Annotated in this window: 14 protein-coding genes, 1 rRNA gene and 1 pseudogene; 3 read left to right on the top strand and 13 right to left on the bottom strand. The window is 72.5% G+C overall.

The features are described from left to right. Positions 1-146 precede the first annotated feature (146 nt). The 13 genes from ACIRRH_RS38905 to sigJ form a co-directional block, all read right to left on the bottom strand. Positions 147-1,190 (bottom strand): substrate-binding domain-containing protein, encoded by a 1,044-nt coding sequence (locus ACIRRH_RS38905; RefSeq protein ID WP_403077262.1) that lies wholly within the window; start codon positions 1,188-1,190, stop codon positions 147-149. A 413-nt stretch (positions 1,191-1,603) separates the two neighbouring features. Then, positions 1,604-2,008 carry a hypothetical protein gene (locus ACIRRH_RS38910; RefSeq protein WP_403077264.1) on the bottom strand — a complete coding sequence of 135 codons (405 nt, stop codon included), beginning with the start codon at positions 2,006-2,008 and terminating at the stop codon, positions 1,604-1,606. Continuing rightward, positions 1,998-2,411, bottom strand: a complete 414-nt coding sequence (locus ACIRRH_RS38915; RefSeq protein WP_403077265.1) for a DUF1508 domain-containing protein — start codon at positions 2,409-2,411, stop codon at positions 1,998-2,000. The genes ACIRRH_RS38910 and ACIRRH_RS38915 overlap by 11 nt, the downstream gene beginning before the upstream one ends. A gap of 201 nt (positions 2,412-2,612) precedes the next feature. Then, a complete protein-coding gene (locus ACIRRH_RS38920) occupies positions 2,613-4,421 on the bottom strand; it encodes a GAF domain-containing sensor histidine kinase (RefSeq protein WP_403077267.1) in 1,809 nt (602 codons plus the stop codon). Between the two features lie 60 nt (positions 4,422-4,481). Beyond that, positions 4,482-7,967 carry a thiol reductant ABC exporter subunit CydD gene (gene cydD / locus ACIRRH_RS38925; RefSeq protein WP_403077270.1) on the bottom strand — a complete coding sequence of 1,162 codons (3,486 nt, stop codon included), beginning with the start codon at positions 7,965-7,967 and terminating at the stop codon, positions 4,482-4,484. A 4-nt stretch (positions 7,968-7,971) separates the two neighbouring features. Beyond that, positions 7,972-8,997: a cytochrome d ubiquinol oxidase subunit II gene (cydB, locus tag ACIRRH_RS38930; protein ID WP_403077272.1), complete on the bottom strand. Its 1,026-nt coding sequence runs from the start codon at positions 8,995-8,997 to the stop codon at positions 7,972-7,974. A gap of 34 nt (positions 8,998-9,031) precedes the next feature. Next, positions 9,032-10,576 carry a cytochrome ubiquinol oxidase subunit I gene (locus tag ACIRRH_RS38935; protein WP_403077274.1) on the bottom strand — a complete coding sequence of 515 codons (1,545 nt, stop codon included), beginning with the start codon at positions 10,574-10,576 and terminating at the stop codon, positions 9,032-9,034. Between the two features lie 347 nt (positions 10,577-10,923). Further along, the gene (locus ACIRRH_RS38940) at positions 10,924-12,285 is read right to left on the bottom strand and encodes an oxygenase MpaB family protein (protein ID WP_403077276.1); all 1,362 of its coding nucleotides are present in this window, start codon (positions 12,283-12,285) and stop codon (positions 10,924-10,926) included. Then, a complete protein-coding gene (locus ACIRRH_RS38945; protein ID WP_403077279.1) occupies positions 12,278-12,859 on the bottom strand; it encodes a Uma2 family endonuclease in 582 nt (193 codons plus the stop codon). The genes ACIRRH_RS38940 and ACIRRH_RS38945 overlap by 8 nt, the downstream gene beginning before the upstream one ends. Positions 12,860-13,149: 290 nt before the next feature. Beyond that, positions 13,150-14,031: an LAETG motif-containing sortase-dependent surface protein gene (locus tag ACIRRH_RS38950; protein ID WP_403077281.1), complete on the bottom strand. Its 882-nt coding sequence runs from the start codon at positions 14,029-14,031 to the stop codon at positions 13,150-13,152. Positions 14,032-14,268: 237 nt separating this feature from the next. After that, the gene (locus ACIRRH_RS38955) at positions 14,269-15,768 is read right to left on the bottom strand and encodes a sensor histidine kinase (protein ID WP_403077284.1); all 1,500 of its coding nucleotides are present in this window, start codon (positions 15,766-15,768) and stop codon (positions 14,269-14,271) included. Positions 15,769-15,780: 12 nt separating this feature from the next. Beyond that, entirely contained in the window at positions 15,781-16,569 is a 789-nt protein-coding gene (locus tag ACIRRH_RS38960; RefSeq protein WP_403077286.1) for a response regulator transcription factor, read from the bottom strand. A gap of 192 nt (positions 16,570-16,761) precedes the next feature. Next, entirely contained in the window at positions 16,762-17,664 is a 903-nt protein-coding gene (gene sigJ / locus ACIRRH_RS38965) for an RNA polymerase sigma factor SigJ (RefSeq protein WP_403077290.1), read from the bottom strand. Positions 17,665-17,862: 198 nt separating this feature from the next. Here sigJ and ACIRRH_RS38970 point away from each other — a divergent pair, with 198 nt between their 5' ends. The 3 genes and pseudogenes from ACIRRH_RS38970 to ACIRRH_RS38980 form a co-directional block, all read left to right on the top strand. After that, a complete protein-coding gene (locus ACIRRH_RS38970) occupies positions 17,863-18,924 on the top strand; it encodes a nuclear transport factor 2 family protein (protein ID WP_403077289.1) in 1,062 nt (353 codons plus the stop codon). Between the two features lie 87 nt (positions 18,925-19,011). Next, a 5S ribosomal RNA gene (rrf, locus tag ACIRRH_RS38975) occupies positions 19,012-19,128 on the top strand. A gap of 230 nt (positions 19,129-19,358) precedes the next feature. Next, a pseudogene (locus tag ACIRRH_RS38980) lies at positions 19,359-19,453 on the top strand (IclR family transcriptional regulator); the annotation flags it as partial.

Here is a 19,453-nt window from a genome sequence, read left to right on the forward strand (position 1 = left end):
CGCGGCGCCCGCCCCGCTGCGGGGCGTAAGTTCGGCAACTGCACAACACTTGGGTTGATTTATCGTTTTGGGGGGGGGTAAACCCGGCTGGCCCCCCGGGCGCCCCGGGGCGCGCGCCCGGGGCCCGCCGGGTGGTGCGGGGTGGTTCAGCTCTGGACGAAGGAGCCGCAGGCCGGGGTGACCAGGAAGCCGTAGCTCTTGAGGTCGGCCTTGGCGGTCGCGTTGGTGCAGATCCAGCCGGTGGGGCCGAAGATCGCGCGCAGCGCGGTGCCGTGGGCGTCGGTGGCGGTCCACTCGGTGTCCCGGACGGCGTTGTAGACCACGCGGCCGAAGGGGGAGTTGGCGAAGGCGGCGTTGATGACGCCGTTCGCCACCGGGGCGACCGGGTTGGCGCCGAGGACGACGCTGCGCAGGGTCAGGTTGCCCGGGGCGTCGGTCACGGTGCCGTGACCGCCGACCGTCTGGCCGAGGTACTTGGCGACGGAGTAGGGGAAGATCACGTTCGGGTCGCCCAGGCGGCCGTCGGTGCCCTCGTTCTCCTCCGGACCGTCCTGCACGCAGGTGCCCAGGGTCGGGTTGCCGATCGCGCTCAGGAAGAACGCGCGGGTGCCGGAGTTGGCCTGCGGCAGGAAGGGCAGGATGTTGGTGGCCGGCTTGGTCGGGTCGATCTGGTTCCAGGTACGGGCGGCCGGGTCGCACTGGTAGATGGCCTTGAGCTGCGCCGCGGACAGCGCCGCCGGGGCGTTGCCGTTCAGCTGGGCGGACCAGGTCACCGCGTCCTTGGCGAGCGCGACGAAGTCGAGGCCGTGGGCGTCGGTGGCCGCCGGGCCGCGCGAGGAGCGGGCGAAGTCGACCGTGGCGGAGGTGTTGACCGCCAGGGCCTTGACGCCGGCGCCGGAGCCGTTCGGGCGGTCGATCGAGGTGGCGCCGGTCTTGGTGGTGATCGGCGAGGTGCCGGTCGCGTCCCAGCTGTACAGACGGGGGGCGTTCGGGTCGGTCAGCGAGGCGTTGTAGTCGACCGACAGCTGGTTCAGGATCGACTGCGTGGTGTCGGAGCCGACACCCACGATGTCGATGGCGCGCGGGGTGACACCGGCGGCCGGGTCGGCCACGGCGGTGCCGCCGGCGACGGTGGCGACGGAGGTCGCCAGCGCGGCGACGGTGAGCAGCTTGGCAGCGGTCTTACGCATGTTCCTCTTCCTCCGGGGGAGAGACGTACATCGCGTGGACCCGTACTCCGGTGGGGAGTTCGGGGCCGGAGGCCGCGTCCGCTGCGGCCTCGCCGGCAGTGCCGATCCTGTCCGGCGGGGAGGTTGTGCCGGAAGAGAGGTCGAGTCCGGCCGGGGAATGTCGACTCATCGGTTCAGCGAGGTTTAGGTACTGGTCAGCGTGCACGTGACAGGGGCACTACCGGGCCTCCGAGCCCGGTCGACGTTCTTCTCCAGGAGGCTGCTCGGGGTGTTGCCGGAAACCTCTCCTTCACCGGGACTGCACGAACGGAGATCCGGCGGAGGCGCCGCGTCCGGACATGACGACACGACGGCCCGTCACCGACTGACCGTCATCGATTCGGTTCCCCGCAGCGGTCGGCGGCCGCGGTTGCCTACAGCGGCCGGCGGCCGTCCCGCCCGGACCGCCGCCACTCCTGCCCCACCCACTGCAGTCCGGCCAGGAACCCCTCGACCCCCGCCTGGCACTGGTCCCGCCGCAGGTACCCCCGCGCGCTGCGGGCGACCGGAACGGCGTCGGCCGCCCCCGGCCGGGTGCTGCGCACCGGCAGGTAGGCGGCCCAGACCCACTGCCGCCCTTCGGACTGCCCGACCGAACACCGCAGCGCGGCCCGTTCGATCAGCAACTCCCGGACCGACTCGGCAAGTTCGTCCTCACTCCGGTAGGTCCGCACACCGACCCCGAGCGGCCGCCCGTTGGCGGCCCGCAGCGCCCAGCCGAGGCAGCGGTCGGCCGCCGGCACGATCAGCAGCCGCGGACCGCGCCGCTCAGCGGCCATCGCCGCGTCTCAACGGCACTGCGGGCTCCGGGAGTTCGCGCGTCGGCTGCTTGGAGAGCAGCACCACGAACCGGCGGAAGGCGTTCTGGCAGGTCGCGTACCGCTCGTACGCGCGGCTGGAGCGCACCTCGGGGAGACCGCGCGAGCCCGGGACGACCCAGATCCAGCCGATGCCCTCCCGCACGTGGGTGATCCGCGCGGTGAGCTCGGCCGCCACGGCACGCAGGCCGTCGAAGCCCCGCTCGGCCTCGCCGGCCGTCTCGAACGCGGCCTGGGTGATCGCGACCACCCGTCCGTTGGGCGCCTTCAGTTGCCAGCGGTAGCGCCCGTCCGCCGCCCGTTCGGCGCGGAACCCCCCTCGACTTGCCCCTGCTGCGGTGTGACCGCGGCCGGCAGCGTTCACTGCCCCCTCCGTCCGGTTGCCCTCCGGATTCCCCTCCGAGCGGAGCAAAGCTATGTGTGCACACGGAGGTCCGGAAAGCCCAGAACGTTCACAACTTGCGCTGTTGGTCGGGAAGTTCTCTCTCGTTTAACTTTCACGCTTCCCTGATCGGGGACCGATCGAAAACCGATCCGGAACCAACCTGGAATCGACCGGGAACGCTCAGAGCCGGGCCGTCCAGCGCACCATCGTCCCCTTCCGGTACGGCCCGCTCTCGTGCCAGGCGTCGCCGCCGAGCGCCTCGGCGCGCCGGGTGAGGTTGAGCAGGCCGCTGCGCCGGCCGCCCTCCGGGATGCCCACCCCGTCGTCGGTCACGGTGAGCAGCACGCCGGGCCGCCCACCCTGGTCCAGCGACTCCGGGTCGCCGCCCACCGGGCGGCCGTCCTCGCCCAGGTGGGTGGTCGCGTCGATCTCCACGCCGACCCGGGAGGCGCGCGCGTGCCGGGCCGTGTTGGAGAGCATCTCGCGCAGGGCGGCCAGCAGTTGACGGCCGGTCTTCTCGCCGACCATGCTCTCCACCGGCCCGACGAAGCTCACCGAGGGCTTGAAGCCGAGCGCGGCCGCGGCCTGGCTGGCCTCCCGCAGCACCCGGGTGCGCAGGGTGTCCGGCGCGTCGCCGTGGTTGTCGTGCTGGAGGGCGTAGATGGTGGTGCGGACCTCCTGGATGGTGGCGTCCAGCTCGTCCACCGCCTTGCCGATGCCGGTCCTCACCTCGGGGACGATCGCCCGCCGGGCGGCGCTCTCCAGCATCATCCCGGTGGCGAACAGCCGCTGGATCACCAGGTCGTGGAGGTCCCGGGCGATCCGGTCGCGGTCCTGGAAGACGGCCAGGCGCTGCTGGTCGCGCTGGCCCTCGGCGAGCCGCAGGGCGAGCGCGGCCTGCGAGGCGAAGGTCTGGGCGAGCTGCTTCTCGCTGTCGGTGAACGGCAGCGCTCCGCGCGGGCGCCAGACGCAGAGCCCGCCGAGCACCCGCCCGGCGGCGACCATCGGCACGGCCATGGACGGGCCGAAACGGCGGGCGAGCCGCATCACCACGGTCGGGTCGCTGGACATGTCGTCCAGGTAGACGCTCTCCCCCGCGAGCAGTCGGGCCGCGAAGCTCTCCCTGGGCAACAGCTCGCCGCGGACGAACTCGGCCAGCTCGCCGGAGGCGTGCGCGACCCGCATCTGACCGTCGCCCTCGCCCTCCGGGCCGGTCGGCAGCAGGATCATGCCGATCGCGGCGTCCGCCAACTCCCGTACCTGTTCGGCCGCGACGGTCAGCGCGGCCTCGGCCTGCTCGGCGGAGAGCAGGGCGGTGGCGACGGCGGCGGCACCGGCGATCCAGCGTTCGCGGCGCCGGCCCTCCTCGTACAGCCGCGAGTTCTCGATGGCCACGCCGGCCGCCGCGGCGAGCGCGTGCACCACCTGTTCGTCCTCGGGGGTGAAGGCGCCGCCGCCCTTCTTCTCGGTGAGGTAGAGGTTGCCGAACACCTCCGCGCGGATCCGGATCGGCACGCCCAGGAAGGTCCTCATCTGCGGGTGGTCCGGCGGGAACCCGGAGGAGCGCGGGTCGGCGCCGAGGTCGGTCAGCCGCAGCGGTTCGGGGCGGTCGATGAGCGCGCCGAGGATGCCCCGGCCGGCGGGCAGTTCGCCGATCGCGGCGGCGGTCTCGTCGTCGACCCCGACGTGGATGAAGTCGGCCAGGCCGGTGCCGCCGGGGGCGATCACGCCGAGCGCCGCGTACCGGGCGTCGACCAGTTCGGCCGCGCCCACGGCGATCCGGTGCAGGGTGGCGTGCAGGTCCAGCCCGGCCCCGATCGAGACCACCGCCTCCAGCAGCCGCTGCATCCGGTCGGTGACCGCGGCGGCCGACTGCAGGCGCTCGGCGACCTCGGTGACCAGGGTGTCCAGCCCGAGCGAGGCGATCTCGGGCACCCGATGGGGTGTCGGCTCGGGCGTGGCCTCGGGGAGGTCCGGCGTGGGGTCCATGGAGAAAGCCTACGTTTGTACGCTTTTCAGCCGAAGGCTGGCGCGACCGGCGGCGCGTGATCAGCGGCCCACCGGCTCCAGCAGCCCGTCCGCCTCCCGCTCCCGCTGCCACATCGCGTGCAGCCGCCCGTCCGGGTCGGCCACCAGCTCCGACCAGCGGCCCCGCTCGGCCACCCGTCCGCCGTCCAGCACCAGCACCTCGTCCACCGTGGCGTCGTCCAGCCCGGCCAGCCGGTGGGTGATCAGCACGGTGGTGCGGCCCTCGGTGGCGGCCAGCAGGTCGGCCGTCAGGGCGTCGGCGGTGGGCAGGTCGAGGTGCTCGGCGGGCTCGTCCAGGACCAGCACGGGGAAGTCCGCGAGCAGCGCCCGGGCGAGCGCGAGGCGCTGGCGCTGGCCGCCGGAGAGCCGGGCGCCGTGCTCGCCGACCATGGTGTCCAGGCCGTCCGGCAGGCTCTCGGTCCACTCCAGCAGCCGGGCGGCGGCCAGCGCGGCGCGCAGCTCGTCCTCCTGCGCTCCCGGCCGGGCCAGCCGCAGGTTCTCCCGCAGCGAGCTGTCGAAGACGTGGGCGTCCTGGGCGCAGAGCCCGATCACCCGGCGGACGGACTCGCCCGCCAGCGCGCGGCTGTCCACGGCCTGCGGACGGCCGTCGGCGAACGTCACCGTCCCGGCGCTCGGCTCCAGGAAGCGCAGCAGCGCCTGGGCGAGGGTGGTCTTGCCGGAGCCGGACGGACCGACCACGGCGATCCGGCGGCCGGCGGCGAGGTCGAGGTCCACGCCGGCGAGCGCGTCCACCGTCTGCCCGGGGTGCCGCACGGTCAGCCCGCGCACCGCGACGGGCAGCGGCTGCTCGGGCAGCGCCAGCGGTTCGGCAGGCTCGGTGACGGGCTCCGGGGCGTTCAGCACCTCGTCCAGCCGGGCCTGTGCGGCGCGGCTGCGCTGGCGGGCCTGGACGGCGAGCGGCATCCCGGTGACGGCCTCGAAGGCGGCCAGCGGGGTCAGCACCACCACGGCCAGGCAGACCGGCGCCAGTGCCCCGTCCCGCACCCCCTGGACGCCGACGGCGGCCGCGGCGGCCACGGTCAGGCCGGTGAGCAGCGCGATCAGCCCGGTGCCGAGCGCCGTGGTGGCGGCCGAGCGGGCGGCCAGCCGGGTCAGCGCGGCGTCGGCGGTGCGGACGGCGGCCAGCCGGCCGGGCAGCGCGCCGGCCACGGTGAGCTCGGCGGTGCCGGTGAAGGAGTCCACCACGGCGGTGGCCAGGCGCCCGCGCGCCGGGGCCTGGCGCCGCTCGGCACCGGCCGACCAGCGGACGGCCAGGGCGGGCACCAGCACGCCGGCGAGCAGCAGCCCGAGGCCGAGCACCAGCCCGGCGGCGGGCAGGAAGACGGCCATCGCCACCGTCGAGGCCAGGGCGACCAGGCCGGCCACCGCGGCCGGCAGCCGCCAGCGCAGGTAGTGGTCCTGGATCGCGTCCACGTCGGCGACCAGCCGGGAGAGCAGGTCGCCGCGCCGGAAGGCGGGCAGTCCGGCCGGGGCGAGCGCGCTCAGCCGCCGGTAGACGGCGGCCCGCAGGGTGCCGAGGGTGCGCAGCACCGCGTCGTGCGAGACCAGCCGCTCCGCGTAGCGGAAGACGCTGCGGCCGATGCCGAAGGCCCGCACCGAGGTGACGGCCATCATCAGGTAGAGCACCGGCGGCATCTCGGAGGCCCGGGAGATCAGGTAGCCGGAGGTGGCCATCAGGGCGACGGCGCAGCCGAGGGCGAGCGCGCCGAGCAGGATCGAGAGCGCCAGCCGGGGGGTGGTGCCGGCCTCGGGCCCGGGCTCCTCGGCCACGGCCGGGGCGGGGGTGGGGCGGCCGCTGTGGGCGAGCGGGGCGACCGGCTCGGCGGGCACGGACGGGGTCCCCGCCAGCCGTACCCGCTGGTCCGCGACGGCCAGCAGGGCCGGCCGGTGCGCGACCACCAGCACGGTGCGTGCCGGGTCCGCGGCGAGCGTCCGGACGGCGTCCACCACGGCCGCCTCGGAGGCGCCGTCCAGGTTGGCGGTCGGCTCGTCCAGCAGCACCAGCGGCCGGTCGTCGGCGAGCAGCACCCGGGCGAGGGCGAGGCGCTGGCGCTGCCCGGCGGAGAGCCCGGCGCCGTCCTCCCCCAGGACGGCCGTCAGGTCGGTCACGAAGTCGAGCGCGTGCGCGGCCCGCAGCGCCGTCCACAGCTGCTCGTCGGTGGCCTCCGGCCGGTAGAGCCGCAGGTTCTCGGCGACCGTCCCGGCGAACAGGTGCGGGTGCTGCGGCACCCAGGCGATCTGTCGCCTCCAGCTCTCCGGGTCCAGCTCGGCCAGGTCGTGGGTGCGGCCGTCGGCGGCGGTGATCCGGACGGTGCCGGACTCCGGGGCGGTGAGGCCGAGCAGCACCGCCAGCAGGGTGGACTTGCCGGCGCCGCTCGGGCCGGTGAGCGCCGTGCTGGAGCCCGGGCGCAGGGTCAGCCCGGCGCCGTCCAGCGCGGGCTCGGTGCGCCCGGGGTGCCGGACGACCAGGCCCTCGGCGGCGATCACGGCGCCCGCGAGTTCCGGCGCCGGGGTGGTGCCGGCGGCGGGCAGCGGGGTCTCCAGCACCCGGAACAGCTCGTCGGCGGCGGTCAGCCCCTCGACGCTGGAGTGGTAGAGCGCGCCGACCTGGCGGATCGGGAAGTACACCTCGGGGGCGAGCACCAGGATCAGCAGGCCGGTCTCCAGGCCGAGCGTGCCGTCCACCAGCCGGAACCCGACGGTGACGGCGACCAGCGCGACGGACAGGGTGGAGAGCAGTTCCAGGGTGAAGGAGGAGACGAAGGCGATCCGCAGGGTGCGCAGGGTGGCCCGGCGGTAGTCGGCGGTGATCCGGGCGATGGTGGCGGCCTGGGTGCGGGCCCGGTTGAACACCTTGAGGGTGGGCAGCCCGGCGACCACGTCGAGGAAGTGGTGGGAGAGCCGGGCGAGGGTGTTCCACTGCCGGTCCATCCGGGACTGGGTGGCCATCCCGATCAGCACCATGAACAGCGGGATCAGCGGCAGCGTCCCGGCGATGATCGCGGCCGAGGTGAAGTCGGCGCCGACGATCCGCAGCAGCACGATCACCGGGACGACCACGGCCAGCGCCAACTGCGGCAGGTAGCGGGCGAAGTAGTCGTCCAGCGCGTCGATGCCGCGGGTGGCGAGGGTGGTGAGTTCGCCGGTGCGCCGGCCCGCCAGGTAGGACGGGCCGAGCGCGGTGGCGTGGTCGAGCAGCCGGCGCCGCAGGGTGGACTTCACCCGGGCGACGGACCGGTGCGCGGTGAGTTCGGTGAGCCAGCCGACCAGCCCGCGCCCGACCGCCGTCAGGGCGAGCAGCAGCAGCGGCGTGGTCAGCTCGCCGAGCGTCGCCCCGCGCTGGAAGGCGCGGACGACGATCTCGGCGATCAGACTCGCCTGGGCGACCACCAGGGCCGCGCCGACCGCGCCGAGCAGCACGGATCCGGCGAGGAAGGCCCTGGTGGTGCGGGCGTACCCGAGGAGTCGGGGGTCGACCGGCTTCACGGCGTCAGACCTGCTCGAGCTCGGCGGCCGGGGCGTGGCCGGGGATGTGCTGGACCCCGATCCGCTTGCGGAACACCCAGTAGGTCCAGCCCTGGTAGAGCAGCACCAGCGGGGTGAACACGGCCGCCACGATGGTCATCAGCCGGAGCGTGTACGAGGCGGAGGACGCGTTGCTGACGGTCAGGCTCCAGGCGGCGTTCAGGGTGGACGGCATGACGTTCGGGAAGAGCGACAGGAAGAGCATCGCGACCGCGGCCACGATGGTCGCCCCGGAGAGGACGAACGCCCAGCCCTCGCGGCCGACCTGGTTGGCCGCGAGGGCGCCGAGCAGGGCCAGCACGGCGATGACCAGCGCGACCAGGCTGCGGCCGTTGCCGCTGTCGGCCTGGGTCCAGATCAGGAAGACCAGCGCCAGCACGGCGGTCGCCAGCCCGGCCTGCAGGGCGGCCTTGCGGGCCCGCTCGCGGATCTCCCCGACCGTCTTGAGCGCCGCGAACACCGCACCGTGGAAGGTGAACAGGGTGAGCGTCACCAGGCCGCCGAGCAGCGCGTACGGGTTGAGCAGGTCCCAGAAGGTGCCGACGTAGTTCTTGTGCGCGTCGATGTCGACGCCGCGCACGATGTTGGCGAAGGCCACGCCCCACAGGAAGGCCGGGAGCAGCGAGGTCCAGAAGATGGCCTCCTCCCAGTTGCGCTGCCAGCGGACGCCGTCGCGCTTGGCCCGGTACTCGAAGGCCACGCCGCGGATGATCAGGCAGACCAGGATGATCAGCAGCGGGATGTAGAAGCCGCTGAAGAGCGTCGCGTACCAGTCCGGGAAGGCGGCGAAGGTGGCGCCGCCGGCGGTCAGCAGCCAGACCTCGTTGCCGTCCCAGACCGGGCCGATGGTGTTGATCAGCACCCGGCGCTCGGCGGTGTTGCGGGCGAGCGGCTTGGAGAGGATGCCGATCCCGAAGTCGAAGCCCTCCAGGAAGAAGTAGCCGATCCACAGGACCGCGATCAGCACGAACCAGACGTCGTGGAGTTGCATGTCAGATCCTCAGTTCCCCAGTGGTCCTGGTGGCTCAGTACGCGAAGGCGAGCGGCTTGTCGGCGTCCTCGTCCGAGGACGGTCCGCGCAGGGACGGGTCCTTGGCCGGGGGCTGCTCGGTCACCACCGGGCCGGCCTTCGCGTACTTGACCAGCAGCCGGACCTCGACGACGGCGAGGACGGCGTAGAGCAGGGTGAAGGTGACCAGGGCACCGATCTGGGTGCCGACGCTGACGTTGGGGGAGACGGCGCTGGCCGTGGTCATCAGGCCGAAGACGGCCCAGGGCTGGCGGCCCATCTCGGTGAAGATCCAGCCGAAGCTGTTGGCGATCAGCGGGAAGCCCATGGTCAGGATGCCGATCCGCCAGCTCCACTTGGTGAGCACCGGGCCCAGCTCGCGCTTCGGCGTGAGCATCAGCCGGGGCACCTCGGTGGCGCCGGTGCGGAACTCGGGGCGCAGGAAGAGCTTCCTGCGGGTGGTCCAGAGGCCGATCAGGCCGGCCACGAAGGAGGTCATCCCGAAGCCGATCATGAAGCGGAAGCCCCAGTAGGTGACGAAGACGCTCGGGATGTAGTCCTTGGGGTCTCCGCCGTGCTGGGCGGCCTCGGCGGCGGCGGTGTCGTTGATGCCGGGGACGGTGGAGCTGAAGTCGCTGTGGGCGAGGAAGGACAGCACCCCGGGGACCTCCAGGGCGACCGAGTTGTGGCCCTTGCTGACGTCGCCGACCGCGAAGATCGAGAACGGCGCCGGCGACTGGGTGTCCCACAGTGCCTCGGCGGCGGCCATCTTCATCGGCTGCTGCTCGAACATGACCTTGCCGAGGGTGTCGCCGCTGAGCGCGGTGCCGGCGCCGAAGACCACCGCGAGCACCAGGCCGAGCCGCAGCGAGGTGCGCATCACGGCGGTCTTCTTGGGGTCGGCGGTCTCGGGCTTGCGCTTGGCCTTCCAGAGGTGGAAGGAGGAGATGCCGACCATGAACGCGGCGCCGGTGAGGAAGGCGGCGGTCAGGGTGTGGAAGACGACGGTGAGGGTGGTGTTCTGGAACAGCACCTTGGCGATGTCGGTGAGCTGCGCCTTCCCGGTGACCGGGTCGATCGTGTAGCCGACCGGGTGCTGCATCCAGCTGTTGGCCGCCAGGATGAAGTAGGCGGAGAGCACGGTGCCCAGCGCGACCATCCACATGCAGGCGGCGTGCAGCTTCTTCGGCAGCTTGTCCCAGCCGAAGATCCACAGGCCGATGAAGGTGGACTCGAAGAAGAAGGCGATCAGCGCCTCCATCGCGAGCGGGGCGCCGAAGACGTCACCGACGAAGCGTGAGTAGTCGGACCAGTTCATGCCGAACTGGAACTCCTGGACGATGCCGGTGACGACGCCCATCGCGATGTTGATGAGGAAGAGCTTTCCCCAGAACTTGGTCGCGTGGAAGTACTTCTCCTTGTTCGTCCGCACCCAGGCGGTCTCCAGCCCGGCCACGATGGCGGCCAGGCTGATCGTGAGCGGAACGAAGAGGAAGTGGTAGACGGTCGTGATGCCGAATTGCCATCGGGCGATGGTCTCGTGAGCGATTGCCAGTTCCACGTCGCTCTCTCTCCCAACCTGCCCGCAGGATGACGGGCATCTTCCGGACAAACTTCTCTAAAGCCGTAGACCGTTGCTCAACCACGCAAGCTTGTCCGCTTGTGAACGTGAACACGTTCACAAGAAGCAGTATCCATCATCCTTACGAAGGAATCGCAGGCGGGGTGGGGTTGACACGGCACGGCAGCGCGTGACGCTGCACACAGTCTGCGGAGCCGCCGGGCGCCGGGACAACGAACGAGTGGGCGGACCGGATGCGGATCTTGGCCGAAGCGGTGCTTGACAGGTGCCCCGGCCGCTTGACCGGGGCACCGGAAACCGTCAGGCCCGACTGTCAGGCGCGGCCGTCAGGCCCGGCCGAGGAGCTCGGTGCCCGGGGTGGAGTCGGCGCGGGCCGTGAAGAACTCGCCGAAGCCCGCGAGGAACTCCTCCCGGGTGATCCGGCCGTCCCCGTCGGCGTCCAACTGGCGGAAACCGTGCGACAGCTCGGCGGGGTGCACGCGCGGCCCGCCGAACACCGCGCGGTACTCGTCGAACTCCAGGAAGCCGCTGCCGTCGGTGTCGGCCGCGGTGAACACCGCCCGCAGCGCGGGCAGCAGCCCCCGCTCCAGGTAGGCCTCGTCCCGGTCGCAGCCGGCCAGGGTCGCCGCCACGAACTCCTCCCGGCTGACCCTCCCGTCCCCGTCGGCGTCCATCACCGCGCGCAGCTGCTCCCACCAGCTGTCGAAGGCCTCGTACACCCGGGCCTCGCCGGCCTCGTCCAGCTCCAGCTGCCAGCACACGTTGTGCGCCATCGCCCGCAGGTCGTGCACGGTGACGAAGCCGTCGCCGGTCTGGTCCAGCACCTCACGGAAGAAGCGGTCCAGCCGGGGCCCGCGCGCGTCCCGGCCCTGGCGGGGGAGGCGTGGCGGACGGTGCTCCTCCGGGGAGCGGTAGCGCAGCCGGTCCGGGAGCCGCGGGACGAGGGCGCCCGCGCCCCGGTGCAGCACGGCGGACAGCAGCGCGGCCCGGCGGGTGCGGACCAGCCCGAACCGCTCCCGTACGGCGGGCGGCAGGTCCGCCACCGTCAGGTCGCGGATCACCCGGGCGACCAGCACCCGGGCGATCCGCCATCCGGCGTCCCCGAGGAACCAGAGCCGGCGCGGCCGGGGCGCCTCGCGCAGCAGATCGCCCAGCAGGTAGCGCGCCGCCTCGGTGAACTCCAGCCTCTCGCGGGCGTACCGGGCGAAGTACGCGGGCAACTCGGCTGCCGTAGCGGGGAGTTCCTCCTCGGGGAGGTCGAAGGCGGCGATCGCCTCCTTGAACTCCGCGTACACCAGCTCCAGTTGCCCGGCGTCGTAGCCGTCCCCGCCGAGGCGCCGCATGGTCACGACGCACTCGAACAGCGTCAGCAGCACCCACACCCTGGTCGCCGCGTCCCGCGCGTCGTACGGCTGCCCGTCCGCCGTCGTCCCGCGGATCCGCTTGTGCGACCGGTTCAGCCGTGCGACCTCCCGCCGCAGCGTCTCCGCGTCCTGGTAGAACAGCCGCCGCCCGCTCCCCAGCGTGTGCTCGACCCGCCGCCACGGATGCGCCCGGTACGTCGAGTGCTCCGCCATCCCGGCCCCCACCACCGGGTCCGCCGCCTGGAGCACCAGCAGCCGCCAGGCCACCAGGGCGATCCGCCACTCGGACAGGTCCCGCTTGAACGAAACACCCTGGTCAGACACAGCGCTCCCCAGTGATGTCGGGGCCGATCACGAAGCCCTTGACGGGGCCCTCGGGGATCACGGCCTCCTTGCCGTAGGGGACCCGGGTCGACGAGGCGTACTCGCTGCGCTTGGGATCGGGCTCCGTGAGGACGGTCACGGCACCACCGTCGTCGTGGTCGTCGATGATCACGTACACCGGGATACCGGCGGCCGCGTAGGCGCGACGCTTGATGACGTGGTCTCGCTTGCGGGCCTCGGAACCGGGCGAGACGGTCTCGACGACCAGCGGCACACCGGAGGCCAACAACCCCACGCCTTCGGGATGTTCGATCTCGTCGGTGTCGTCGGGTGCCACGAAGACGTCCGGAATGAACACCTTGAGATCGGCAACGATGTTGCCATCCTGTGCCGGCCCGTAGCCGCTGCCACTCAGGTAGTCGTGCAGGGCCCGCCCCAGCCGCCTGTTGACAGTGAAGTGGCGAGTTCCGCCGGTGGGTGACAACGTGATCGTCCCCTCGATGATCTCCGCTCGGAAGCCCTCGGGCACGTCCATGGACTTCCACGCCTGCCACAACAACTGGTCCAGGTTCACGGCGACGGTCCTCTCGGCGATGGCCTTCTCGGCGACGGCCCTCTCGGCAACGAGCGCGCTCATGGGAACACCCCATTTCCCGTCCAGTGTGATCAGCCCGCGCGAGTCCGCACAAGCAACGGCTGGACAGTCGCACACGACCGAGGGGCCAATCAGGTGAATGGCGGTTGGTTCACTCGATCGGGGAGTTCGGGGCCTGGAAACGCCGGAACCGCAGGACGGGCCGGGGCCTGTCCTGCGGTTCCGGGGTGGTCGCGCCCTCCTCCCGAGTGGGCGCGAACGGGGGTGGGTCAGGAGGTGGAGCGGGTGGCCGGCTTGCGGCGGGAGACGTAGAGGGCGGCGGCACCGAGGCTGATGGCGAGGCCGGAGCCCAGGGCGAGGTACGGGGTGGCCGGGTTGGAGCCGGTCTCGGCGAGTTCGGTGGCCGAGCCGGTGGTGGCCTGGGTGGTGGTCGCGCTGGTCGACTTGGTCGTGGTGGTGGTCCTGGTCGCGGTGGTCGACTTGTTCGTGGTGGTGTCCGAGACCGGGGTGACGGCTGCGGGCTGCTCCGCCGGCTCCTCGACGGGCTGCTCGACCGGCTTCTCGGCGGCCGCCCTGGCGTCGGCGAGGGCCTTGTCCGCGGCGGCCTTGGCGGCGGCCGCGGCCTTGGTGGCCTGATCCGCCGTGTGGATCCGGCGGAACGCCTCGACCCGGGCGTCGTCCAGGGCGTTCCCCGCGGCCGTCACGTCGGCCTTGGCCTTCTCGTGCGCGGCGATGGCGGCGTTGGCGGCGTCGACCGCCTTGAGCATCCGCTCCCTGGCCTTGGGCAGGTCCTCCTCCGTGGCGGAGCCGTACGCCCGGGAGGCCTCCGCGGCCTCCCTGTTGGCGGCGTCCTTGGCGGCGGCGGCCTTCGCCGCGGCGGCCTTGGCCTCCTGGTACTTGCCCAGGTAGGGCTGCGGGTTGTCGAGGAAGGCGGAGGCCTCGGCCCGCACCTTGGCCTCGTTGGCGACGGCCGCCGTGTAGGCCTTGGCGGCGTCGGCGGCGGCCCGCTCCAGTTCGGCGATCGAGCCGTTGCCGCTCCGGGTCTGGGCCGCCGGAGCCGACTCCGCGAAGGCGGGAGCGGCGGAAAGCACGGCGGGCGAGACGACGGCGGCGACGAGGGCGGCCGAAACCAGCGAACGGCGGAGTTTCACGATGACCCCTTTCGGGCCTAAAGGAAAGCAAAAGCCTCGGCCGGGAGGGATTCCGACGGCCGGGCAGCGACGATCATAGACAGACGCTTTCTTAACGCTCCATGCCGGATTCCGGCAATGATCGAGCGCCGCGTCTTCCTGGTTCGCCGGAGAATTGACGAGTCGACAAATTCGATGGGACCCGCGCCCCGAATGCCCGGATTCCGGGCATTCGGCCGGGACCGACAGGAATTCCGGTCAGCGCTGGCGGGGCAGTTCGACCCGGAAGGCGGCGCCCTCGCCCGGGGCGGTGTGCAGGGTGAGGGTGCCGCCGTGGGCGCGGGTGAGGGCGGTCGCGATGGCGAGGCCGAGGCCGGCGCCGCCGCCGTTGTCGCGGCTGCGGGAGGGGTCGACCCGGAAGAAGCGGTCGAAGACCCGCTGGGCCTGCTCCTCGGTGAGGCCCGGGCCGGAGTCGGCGACCTCCAGCAGGCAGATGCCGCCGGGGCCCGCGCCCACCCCGATCCGGACCGGGGTGCCGGGCGGGGTGTGCTTGACCGCGTTGCCGACCAGGTTGGTGACCACCTGCCGCAGCCGCGCCTCGTCACCGATGACGGGCGCGGCACCGGGCGCGCCGGTGCCGGACGGGCCGGTGAGCGCGACCGGGCGGCTGGGGTCGAGGGCGGTGAGGTCGTGCAGCGCGTCGGCGGCGAGGGTGCGCAGGTCCATCGGGGCGAGGTCGAGCGGGCGCTCCTCGTCCAGCCGGGCGAGCACCAGCAGGTCCTCGACCAGGGCGCCCATCCGGTCGGCCTCGCTCTCGATCCGGGTCATGGTCCGCTTGACGTCGGCGTCGGTGGGCAGCGCGCCCATCCGGTACAGCTCGGCGAAGCCGCGGATGCCGGCCAGCGGGGTGCGCAGCTCGTGCGAGGCGTCGGCGACGAAGCGCCGCATCCGGGCCTCGGACTCGGCGCGGGCCGCGAAGGCCGCCTCGATCTGGGTGAGCATCCCGTTGAGCGCGATCGACAGCCGGCCGACCTCGGTGCCCGGGGAGAGCTCCGGCATCCGGTGCGACAGCTCGCCGGCCGCGATCCGCTCGGCGCCCTCCTCGATCCGGCGCAGCGGCCGCAGTCCGGCCCGTACCGCGAAGAAGCCGAGCGCGGCGATCAGCACCAGGACGCCGCCGCCGATGGCCAGGAAGGAGGTGTTCAGCTTGCCGAGGGTGGCGTCGATGTCCTCGCGGGAGACCGCCACCATGACGTGGGTCGGGGTGATCGTCGGCGAGGCGTACGCGCTGGGGTTGGGGGCCTGCCCGCGGGGGGTCTGGAGCGGCAGCACCAGTACCCGCCACCTGTGGTGGCCGCGCTGGTCGGGCAGGTCGAAGGGGACGTCGGGGGCGGTCCGGGTCGGGTCCAGTCCGGCCAGCTGGGGCGCCGGATCGCTGTCCGAGACGGGCTGGCGCATCACCGCCTGGACCTTGCCGTCCGAGGAGAGGTACTGCACCAGGTACTGGCTGGGCAGGCTGACCCGCCGGCCGGCGACGGCGGGCCGGCCGGCGGCCGGCGCGGTCAGCTGGCCCGGGGGCTTGCGGGAGAGCGGCGGCCCGTACCGCTGGAGCTGCTCGTCGAGCTGCTCCACCAGCTGGGTCCGTACGGTGCCGAGCACGAAGGTGTCGCTGATCGCGAGCCCGGTGGTGACCAGGGCCAGCGCGAGCACCAGCAGCCGGGCGCGCAGCGACAGCCGGGAGGAGAAGCGGGCGAACACGAGCGGGTCCGGTCAGCCCTGCGGGGGGCGGCGCATGACGTAGCCGATGCCGCGCACGGTGTGGATCAGCTTGGGGCCGTGCGCCGGGCCGGAGTCGAGCTTGCGGCGCAGGTAGGAGATGTACGACTCGACGATGGAGAGGTCCCCGCCGAAGTCGTAGGCCCAGACGTGGTCGAGGATCTGCGACTTGGAGACCACCCGGCCGACGTTGGCCATCAGGTAGTGCAGCAGCTTGAACTCGGTCGGGGAGAGCGAGACCGTGGCCCCGCCCCGGGTGACCTCGTGGGCGACCGGGTCGAGGCTGAGGTCGGCGACGACCAGCCGGCCGTCCTCGGCCGGTCCGCCGGCCCGGCGCAGGATGGCGCGGATCCGGGCGATCAGCTCCTCCAGGCTGAACGGCTTGGTGACGTAGTCGTCCGCACCGGCGGCCAGGCCCTGCACCTTGTCGCCGACGCCGTCCTTGGCGGTGAGGAAGAGCACCGGCAGGTGGTCGCCGGGGTGCCCGTGGGCCGGGCCGGCTATCTGTCCGCGGCTGGTGCGCTCGCGCAGCTTCTCGACGACGGTGAAACCGTCGAGGTCGGGGAGCATCACGTCGAGGACGACCAGGTCCGGGCGCTCGGCGGCGACCAGTTCGAGCGCCTCGGTGCCGCTGGCGGCGGAGGCGACGCGGAAGCCGGAGAAGCGCAGCGAGGCGGAGAGCAGCTCGCGGATGTTGGGTTCGTCGTCCACGACGAGCAGGAACGCTTCGCCCTGGCCCCCGGCCACCGTGGAGCCGCCTGGTGTGGTGACAGTGCCTTGCACGGGGCTTTCGCCTCCCGGTCGGACGATGACGTTCAGCATGAGGCTAGCCCCCGGAGGCTATGCGGCATGGATGAATGTTGGATTAACACCTTATCGGTCGGTTTTTGGGCGATCGGCGCACAGGGGTGGGTTCGGTGGTGTGCGCACGGGCGTGGACACGACGGATGGGGCGCGCACCCGGCGTGACGCGCCTCACTTCCGCGCGTCGCCCCCACTCGGCCGGCCCTCCGTCCAGGGCCGGAGCTTCTCCGGGTTGCGCACCGCCCAGATGTGGGTGATCAGGCCCTCGGCGATCCGGAACGCGAACACGGTGACGGTCACGCCGTCCTGCCGGGCGACCAGACCGGGAAGACCGTTGACGCTGCACTCCAGCAGCGTGATGCCGGGCGCGAAACGGTCGGAGTCCAGGTAGGCGGCGGCGATCCGCTCGCGCCCGGTCAGCGGGTGCAGCAGCGCGCCGACCAGACCGCCGCCGTCGGCGATCACGGTGGCCTCGGGGTCCAGGACGCCCATCAGCGACCTGAGGTCCTTCGCCTCCCAGGCCCGCCTGAACTCCCGGACGACGCCGGCCTGCGCGCTCGTCGGCGTCGCCGGGGCCTGCGCGGCCCGGATCCGGCGGCGGGCGGAGGTGGCCAGCTGACGGCAGGCGGCCGGGGTGCGGCCGACGATCGCGGCCACTTCGGCGAAGGGGTAGCGGAAGACGTCGTGGAGGACGAAGGCGACGCGTTCGGCCGGCGTCATGGCCTCCAGGACCACCAGGAAGGCCATGCTCACCGACTCGTCCAGGGTGATCCGGTCGGCCGGGTCCGCCGCCAGGTCGGCCGCGGCGTCCGTCCACTCCCGGCTCGCGGGCAGCGGCTCGGGGATCCACTCGCCCACGTAGCGCTCCCGCCGCACCCGGGCCGAGCCGAGCAGGTTGAGGCAGATCCGGCTGGCCACCGTGGTCAGCCAGCCGCCGGGCGAGACGATCGCCTCCCGCTCCCGCCGGGGCAGCGCGTACCAGCGGGCGTAGGTCTCCTGCACCACGTCCTCGGCGTCGGCCAGCGAACCGAGCATCCGGTACGCCAGGTTGATCAGCCGGCGCCGCTCGCTCATGATCGCGCCCAGGCCCGGCTCGGCCGTGGTGTCGCCCTCTGCTTCCCGCACCGTGTCCCCACCCCTTCGACTCGACGGTTCTCCTCTCCTCCCAAGACAGGCCGGCGGCCCGGAATGTGACACCCTCCCCGTCACCTCACATTCCGAGCGGCTGCGCGGTCGTACTCGTCGCACTGGTCACACGGAACGGAGAACCCGATGAACGACTTCCAGGCGATCGCCGACCGCGTCGAGATCGCGGCCCTGCAGGCCGAGTTCACCGACGCGGCGATGATGCGCGACCGCACCCGCCTCGCCGAGCTGTTCACCCCGGACGGCGTGCTGCGGATGCCCGACGTCCCGGTCGAACTGATCGGCCTGGAGCAGATCCGCGCCGGCGGCGAGAAGCTCCAGGAACAGTGGGACTTCTTCGTCCAGAACACCCACCCGGGCGCGATCCGGATCGACGGCGACACCGCGACCGGCCGTGCGCACATGCACGAGGTCGTCCGCCTCAAGAACGGCATACAGGGGCTCAACTACGCCATCTACCACGACCGTTACCGGCGCACGGCGGACGGCTGGCGGTTCACCGAGCGGGTCTACGAGATCCGCTACCTGGACACCACCCCGCTGACCGGCGCGGCGCCGCACGCCACCGGCCCGGCCTCGCACACGGCCTCGGACCCGACGGCCGTCGACCGCCTGGAGCGGGTGGCCGCCGCACTGACGGCGAACGGCTTCACCGTCGAGATCCTGGACGACGCCGCCGCCGCCCGCACCCGGGTCGCGGAGCTGGTCCCGGCCGGCGCCACCGTCTTCACCGGGGCCAGCGAGACCCTCCGGCTCTCCGGCATCGAGGAGGACGTCAACACCGGCGACCGCTACCGGGCCGTGAAACCCCTCGCACTGGCCATGGACCGGGCCACCGAGGCCGACGGCATCCGCACGATGACCGCCACCCCGGACGTGGCGCTCGGCAGCGTCGCCGCCGTCACCGAGACCGGCTCCCTGGTCGTCGCCTCGGCCACGGGCAGCCAGCTGCCCGCCTACGTCGGCGGCGCCGGCCGGGCGATCTGGGTCGTCGGGGCCCAGAAGGTCGTCCCGGACCTCCCCGCCGCCCTGCGGCGCCTGGAGCACCACGTCCTCCCGCTGGAATCCGACCGCGCCCGGGCCGCGTACGGCCAACCGAGCGCCGTGAACCAGCTCCTCGTGCTCAACGCCCCGGCCCGGCTCACCCCGGGGACCGTCCTGCTGCTGCGCGAGGCCGTCGGCTTCTGAGGCCGCGGAATCCCTCCGCTTTTCCTCCTGCTATGATTTACGGCGAGGCGAAGGCAATGTTTTCGAGCAATTGCCCGGCCCGATCATTTCGGTGGTCATAGCGAGAGGGAAACGCCCGGCTCCATTCCGAACCCGGAAGCTAAGCCTTTCAGCGCCGATGGTACTGCAGGGGGGACCCTGTGGGAGAGTAGGACGCCGCCGAATTCTTCTTACGGCCCCTGCCGTGTCCGACAGAGACACGGCAGGGGCTTTTTCGTTTCTCCCGACGATTCGGTTTCCCTCGGCTCCCCCGGTTTCCGCGCCGCGGGGCATCCTCCGGCGCGTCCGCTATGTGAGACACCGAGTCCCGGTAAAGCCGCTTTGCGGCCATCTGGGAGGATGGCGACCACCGAAACGGACTTGCGTCTCGCTAACTGAGACTGCAATATCATGGTATGGACAACACTAGCGGCGTCGGCGTTCTCGACAAGGCCGCTCTGGTGCTCAGCGCACTGGAGTCGGGCCCCGCCACGCTGGCGGGGCTGGTCGC

Source organism: Kitasatospora sp. NPDC101235 (assembly GCF_044767505.1).
In the GTDB taxonomy this organism is placed as follows: domain Bacteria; phylum Actinomycetota; class Actinomycetes; order Streptomycetales; family Streptomycetaceae; genus Kitasatospora.